6 protein-coding genes are annotated in these 5,054 nt (G+C 73.0%); 5 read left to right on the top strand and 1 reads right to left on the bottom strand.

From position 1 onward, the window contains the following. Window positions 1–84 precede the first annotated feature (84 nt). Complete coding sequence (locus ACZ6R6_RS49120; protein WP_470104419.1) at window positions 85–327, bottom strand: hypothetical protein; 243 nt, start codon at window positions 325–327, stop codon at window positions 85–87. Between the two features lie 170 nt (window positions 328–497). Between ACZ6R6_RS49120 and ACZ6R6_RS49115 the strand changes: the two genes are divergently transcribed. From ACZ6R6_RS49115 to ACZ6R6_RS49095, 5 genes are read left to right on the top strand one after another with little or no spacing between them, the layout of a single operon-like run. Continuing rightward, window positions 498–1,100 carry a biotin transporter BioY gene (locus ACZ6R6_RS49115; RefSeq protein ID WP_470104417.1) on the top strand — a complete coding sequence of 201 codons (603 nt, stop codon included), beginning with the start codon at window positions 498–500 and terminating at the stop codon, window positions 1,098–1,100. A 7-nt stretch (window positions 1,101–1,107) separates the two neighbouring features. After that, a complete protein-coding gene (locus tag ACZ6R6_RS49110) occupies window positions 1,108–2,469 on the top strand; it encodes a class I adenylate-forming enzyme family protein (protein WP_470104416.1) in 1,362 nt (453 codons plus the stop codon). Between the two features lies 1 nt (window position 2,470). Continuing rightward, window positions 2,471–3,574, top strand: a complete 1,104-nt coding sequence (locus ACZ6R6_RS49105) for a thiolase family protein (protein ID WP_470104414.1) — start codon at window positions 2,471–2,473, stop codon at window positions 3,572–3,574. Beyond that, the gene (locus tag ACZ6R6_RS49100; protein ID WP_470104413.1) at window positions 3,575–4,249 is read left to right on the top strand and encodes an energy-coupling factor ABC transporter ATP-binding protein; all 675 of its coding nucleotides are present in this window, start codon (window positions 3,575–3,577) and stop codon (window positions 4,247–4,249) included. Beyond that, entirely contained in the window at window positions 4,246–4,842 is a 597-nt protein-coding gene (locus tag ACZ6R6_RS49095) for an energy-coupling factor transporter transmembrane component T family protein (protein ID WP_470104411.1), read from the top strand. The genes ACZ6R6_RS49100 and ACZ6R6_RS49095 overlap by 4 nt, the downstream gene beginning before the upstream one ends. Window positions 4,843–5,054 lie beyond the last annotated feature (212 nt).

The raw sequence follows: 5,054 nt of genomic DNA, 5'->3' as shown, positions 1-5,054 counted from the left end.
TATATCGGGCGCCAGTTCCGAATGCGGGTCATACCAGGTGCCAGCGTCGAGCGTGGCAGGCCCAGCCGGGCCGTAGGTCAAGAATCACAGTTCCGCTGTACTCCGCGCCCCGAGACCACATCCGACGTGGTCTCCCGGCCGCTGTCCCACCTCGGCGACCTCCTGGACCGCCACGTCCACCGGCGAGTCCGGCTCACCGCCGCCCGTCGTCGACGCCAGCTCGTCGGCCCAGTGACGGATCCCGCGCGCGGCCCGGTGCGCCTGGGAGTCCGCCTCCCTGCCGACGTGCTCCCTGAGGTACTCGACGACTCCGTTGGGCTCGGACATCACGGCGGCACCTCCATAAGACGGGGCCCACCTCTACCCACGCCGGAGGAGACCATACATGTCAATGGGCCAGGTACCGTTGTCACGTCCGTGTAGCTCAGACGAACGCCAAGAATGTTGTGGGATCTCTCCATGCTTGAACCCAGACGTCCTGGTGTGGGATCAGACGCATGATGAATGAATCCCCCAGCCGCCGCAGGTTCCCGACCGGGGACCTCGCCAGAATCAGCGTGTTCGCCGCGCTGATCGCCGCCCTCGGCCTGCCGGGCGCGCTCAACGTCTTCGGCAACGCCGTCCCCATCACGCTGCAGACGTTCGGCGTGATGCTGGCCGGCGCGATCCTCGGTTCGTGGCGCGGCGCGCTCGCGGTCGCGGTGCTGATCCTGTTGGTGGCCGCCGGTCTGCCGCTGCTGGCGGGCGGGCGCGGCGGGCTCGGCGTGTTCACCAGCCCCTCGGTGGGCTTCCTTCTCGGGTGGATTCCAGGGGCGGCCCTCACCGGGTGGATCGTCGAGCGCGGCGGCAAGTCGCCCGGCATCTTCCGGCTGCTCGTCGCGTGCCTCGCGGGCGGCGTCGGCGTGATCTACCTGTTCGGCATCCCCGTCCAGGCCGCCATTACCGGGCTGCCGCTGAGCAAGGTAGCGCTGGCCAGCATGTTCTTCCTGCCCGGCGACGTGGCCAAGGCGATTCTCGCGTCGATCGTGACGCGCGGCACGCAGCGGGCCTACCCCGACGCGATCCCCGCCGTCCACCGCGAGCGGATCAAGGCCGGTTGAACCGAGCATGCCCGTCGCCGCGCAGGTCCAGCGCCATGCCCTCGAACGCCCTCACCAGCCGGCGCTGTGCGGCCCCGAAGGTTCCCTCACCTACGCCGAACTCTGGCGGGAAGTGATCGCCCGGCCCCTTCCAGGCAAGGGGCTGGTCGCGATCACCCTGACCGACCCCGTCGACCAGCTCGTCGCCGTGCTCGCCGCCGACCTGGCGGGCGCCACACCCCTGCTCTGCGAGAAGGACCAGCGTGCGAGGGTGGCGGCCACGGTCCCCGTCGACCTGCACCTCGACGCGCCCCTCCCGGCCACGGTCCCCGTCGACCCGCACGTCGACGCGCCTCTCCCGACCGCGGGGACCGCAGGGGCGTCGGCGGTGCCCGCCGACGACGACCTGGCGTGGGCGTGCCTGACCTCGGGCAGCACCGGCAGGCCGCGCGCCGTGGTGCGCACCCGCGCGTCGTGGGTGGGTTCCTTCCCGCACCTCAGCGAGCTGGCCGACATCGGCCCCGACGACGTGGTGCTGGTGCCGGGCCCGCTGGTCTCCTCCCTGTACGGCTTCGCCGCCGTCCACGCCCTGGCGACCGGCGCGACGGTCGTCGTCCCCGGACGCTGGTCGCCCGGCTCGCTGACCGTCCAGCTCAGGCGGGCGACGGTCGTCCACGTGGTGCCGCACCGGCTGCCCGCCGTCCTCGACGTGCTGGAGGAGGTCGGCGGCCCGCTGCGCACCGCGATAATGGGCGGCGCGGCCCTGCCTCCCCACGCACGGGACGCGGCCGCGCGCGCCGGAGTCAGGATCGTGTCGTACTACGGCGCGACCGAGATGTCGTTCGTCGCCGTCGACGCCGACGGCACGGGACTGCGCCCCTTTCCCCAGGTCGAGATCCAGGTCCGCGAGGGCGAGGTGTGGGCGCGGTCGCCGTGGCTGGCCGAGGGCTACATGGCAGGGGCCGAGGGCCCGCTGAAGACCGACGGCGAGGGCTGGATGAGCGTCGGCGACCTCGCCGAGCCGTACGAGCCTGGGCAGCCGCTGCGGCTGCGCGGGCGTGGTGACGGCGCGATCCAGACCGGCGGCGCGACCGTGGTGCCCGAGGACGTCGAGGCCGTGTTGCGCGGCGTGCCAGGCGTCACGGACATCGTGGTCATCGGCTCGCCGCACCCCCAGCTCGGCTCGGTCGTGACCGCGGTGCTGGAGGGAGCCCCGCCCTCGCGGGCGGCGCTCGAAGCGGTCGCGCGCGGCGGCCTCGACGCGGCGCAGCGGCCGAGACGCTGGTACGCCGTGGGCGACCTGCCCCGCACCCCCACGGGCAAGCCCGCGCGCGGCCTGGTCGCCGCCCGGCTGGCCGGTGGCGATCCCGAGATCAGGCGGCTGGTCTGAGATGAGCGAACAGCCCGTTGTCGTGGCCGCCCGCCGTACCCCCATCGGCACCGCGGGGCACGCCTACAAGTCGTTGACGGCCGACCAGCTCGCCGCGCCCGTGATCGCGGCGGTGGCGCGGGAGGTCCCGCACCTCGCGGTCGACGACGTCGTGCTCGGCAACTGCATGGGTCCCGGCGGCAATCTCGCCCGCGTCTCGGCGCTTGCGGCCGGCCTGGGGCACGAGGTGCCGGGCCTCACCGTGGACCGCCAGTGCGGCAGCGGCCTGGCCGCGATCCTCCTGGCGGGGCAGGCCGTCCGCGCGGGGGAGGCGGACCTGGTCGTCGCCGGTGGCGCGGAGAGCGCGTCGACCGCGCCGCTGCGGACCATGCGCGGCGCCGCCGAGCCGTACCAGAGGGCGCCCTTCGCGCCCGTGGGCCACCCCGATCCCGACATGGGGCCCGCTGCGGAGGCCCTCGCCGCCGCGCGCGGGGTGTCGAGGGAGCGCCAGGACGACTACGCCCGCCGCAGCCACGCCAGGGCCGTCGCCGCCCGCTTCGACCACGAGCTCGTCGAGATCGACGGCAGGCTCGCCGACCAGCGGCCCCGCGTCCTGCGCGAGGAGACGCTCGCGCGGCTGCCCGCCGCGTTCGTCCCCGGCGGCACGGTCACCGCGGGCAACTCCTCGCCCATCAGCGACGGCGCGGCCGCCGTCGCCGTCGTGCCCGAGCGGCTGCGCGCGGGGATGCCGGGGCTGCGGCTGAAGGCGGGCGCGGTCACCGGCTGCGAGCCCTCACTGCCCGGCTGGGGTCCTGTGCCCGCCGTACGGCGGGTGCTGAGCCGTACCGGAGTGACGATGGACGACATCGCCGCGGTGGAGATCGTGGAGGCGTTCGCCGCGCAGGTCCTCGCGGTGACCGACGCGTTGGAGGCCGACATGGACCGCGTCTGCTCCGAAGGCGGCGCGCTCGCCCTCGGCCACCCGTGGGGCGCGACCGGCGCGGTGGTGGTGACCAGGCTGTTCACCAGGCTCGTGCGTTCGGGCGCGCCCTCGGGAACCCTGGGACTGGCGACCGCAGCGGTCGGCGGCGGCATGGGCGTCGCGGCCCTGTTCGAGGTGGTGTGAATGATCGAGTTCTCCGGCGTCAACGTCACGCTCGGCGAGCGTGAGGTGCTGTCGGACCTGACGCTGGCGCTGCCAGAGCGCAGGATCGGCGTCGTCGGCGCGAACGGCTCGGGCAAGAGCACGCTCGCCCGCCTGATCAACGGCCTGGCCCTGCCCACCTCGGGCGAGGTCACGGTCCTCGGCCTCGACACGCGCCACCACGGTGCCCGTATCAGGCGCGACGTGGGGTTCCTGTTCACCGATCCCGACGCGCAGATCGTGATGCCGACCGTCGCCGAGGACGTCGCGTTCTCGCTGCGCCGCAAGGGCCTGTCCCGTGCCGAGGTCGACGAGCGGGTGCGCGAGGTCCTGACCAGGTATGGCCTGGCCGACCACGCCGACCACCCCGCCCACCAGCTGTCCGGCGGGCAGAAGCAGTTGCTGGCCCTGTGCGCGGTCCTGGTGCTCGAACCACAGATCCTGATCATGGATGAGCCGACCACGCTGCTCGACCTGCGCCACTCCCGCCTGGTCGCCGACCTGCTGCGCGTCCTGCCCCAGCAGGTCGTCGTCGTCTCCCACGACCTCGGCCTGCTCGACTCCTTCGACCGCGTCATCGTGCTCGACCAGGGCCGCGTCGTCGCCGACTCGACGCCGCAAGCGGCGGTCGACCACTACCGGAAGCTCATGTCGTGATCGGGTTCTACGTACCGGGCGACTCGCTCCTGCACCGGCTCCCCGCGGGCGCGAAGCTGCTCGGCCTGGCCCTGCTGTGCACGACGCTGCTCCTGCTCGGCGCGCCCGTGGCGCTGGGCGCGTTCACGGCGCTGGTCGTGCTGCTGTACGCCGTCTCGGGGGTGGGCCCCGCCGCGGCGTGGGCGCAGATCAAGCCGGTGCGCTGGTTCGCGGTGGTGCTGTTCGTGATGCAGTTCGTGCTGGTGGACCTCTACGGGGCGGTCTCCTCCACGTTGCGGATCGTCCTCGCCGTGGCCCTGGCGGGGCTGGTGACGCTCACCACCAGGTTCGCGGACATGATGACCTTCCTGGAGCGCTGCTTCGGCCCGCTGCGCGTCATCGGGATCGACCCGTTCCGCGTCTCGCTGCTGCTGTCGCTGACCGTGCGCAGTGTCCCCGTCGTCTCGGAGCTCGCCACCAGGGTGCGGGAGGCGCAGCGGGCCCGCGGCGTCTCGTGGAGCATGCGCGCGTTCGCCGTCCCGCTGGTGGTCAGCGCCCTGCGGCACGCGGACGCCCTAGGCGAGGCCCTCAGCGCCCGCGGCCTGGACGACTAGTCCCAATGCCGTGTAGTTAGACACGGCGCGGGCATGTCAATCCTGCCGAAATGTGCACGGAGCTCCTGCTAGGGCCTGTACGAGGTTGAGATCAGCGGGATTTGCCTGCGCGGTGCTTTGCCGTCCTGGTAGGCCGGGGTCATGGCGCGCGGAGAGCTCACCGATGACGAATGGTCCTTGATCGATCCTCATCTGCCCTTGGGCGAGCGCGG

The sequence above is a fragment of the Streptosporangium sp. NPDC048886 genome (assembly GCF_055586905.1).
The sequence above is the reverse complement of the archived record's forward strand: the minus strand, read 5'-3'. Positions and strand labels throughout refer to the sequence as shown.

Coding starts and splice junctions, on each gene's coding strand:
- ACZ6R6_RS49120 (WP_470104419.1), bottom strand. CDS start 327: ATGTCCGAGCCCAACGGAGTCGTCGAGTACCTCAGGGAGCACGTCGGC.
- ACZ6R6_RS49115 (WP_470104417.1), top strand. CDS start 498: ATGATGAATGAATCCCCCAGCCGCCGCAGGTTCCCGACCGGGGACCTC.
- ACZ6R6_RS49110 (WP_470104416.1), top strand. CDS start 1,108: ATGCCCGTCGCCGCGCAGGTCCAGCGCCATGCCCTCGAACGCCCTCAC.
- ACZ6R6_RS49105 (WP_470104414.1), top strand. CDS start 2,471: ATGAGCGAACAGCCCGTTGTCGTGGCCGCCCGCCGTACCCCCATCGGC.
- ACZ6R6_RS49100 (WP_470104413.1), top strand. CDS start 3,575: ATGATCGAGTTCTCCGGCGTCAACGTCACGCTCGGCGAGCGTGAGGTG.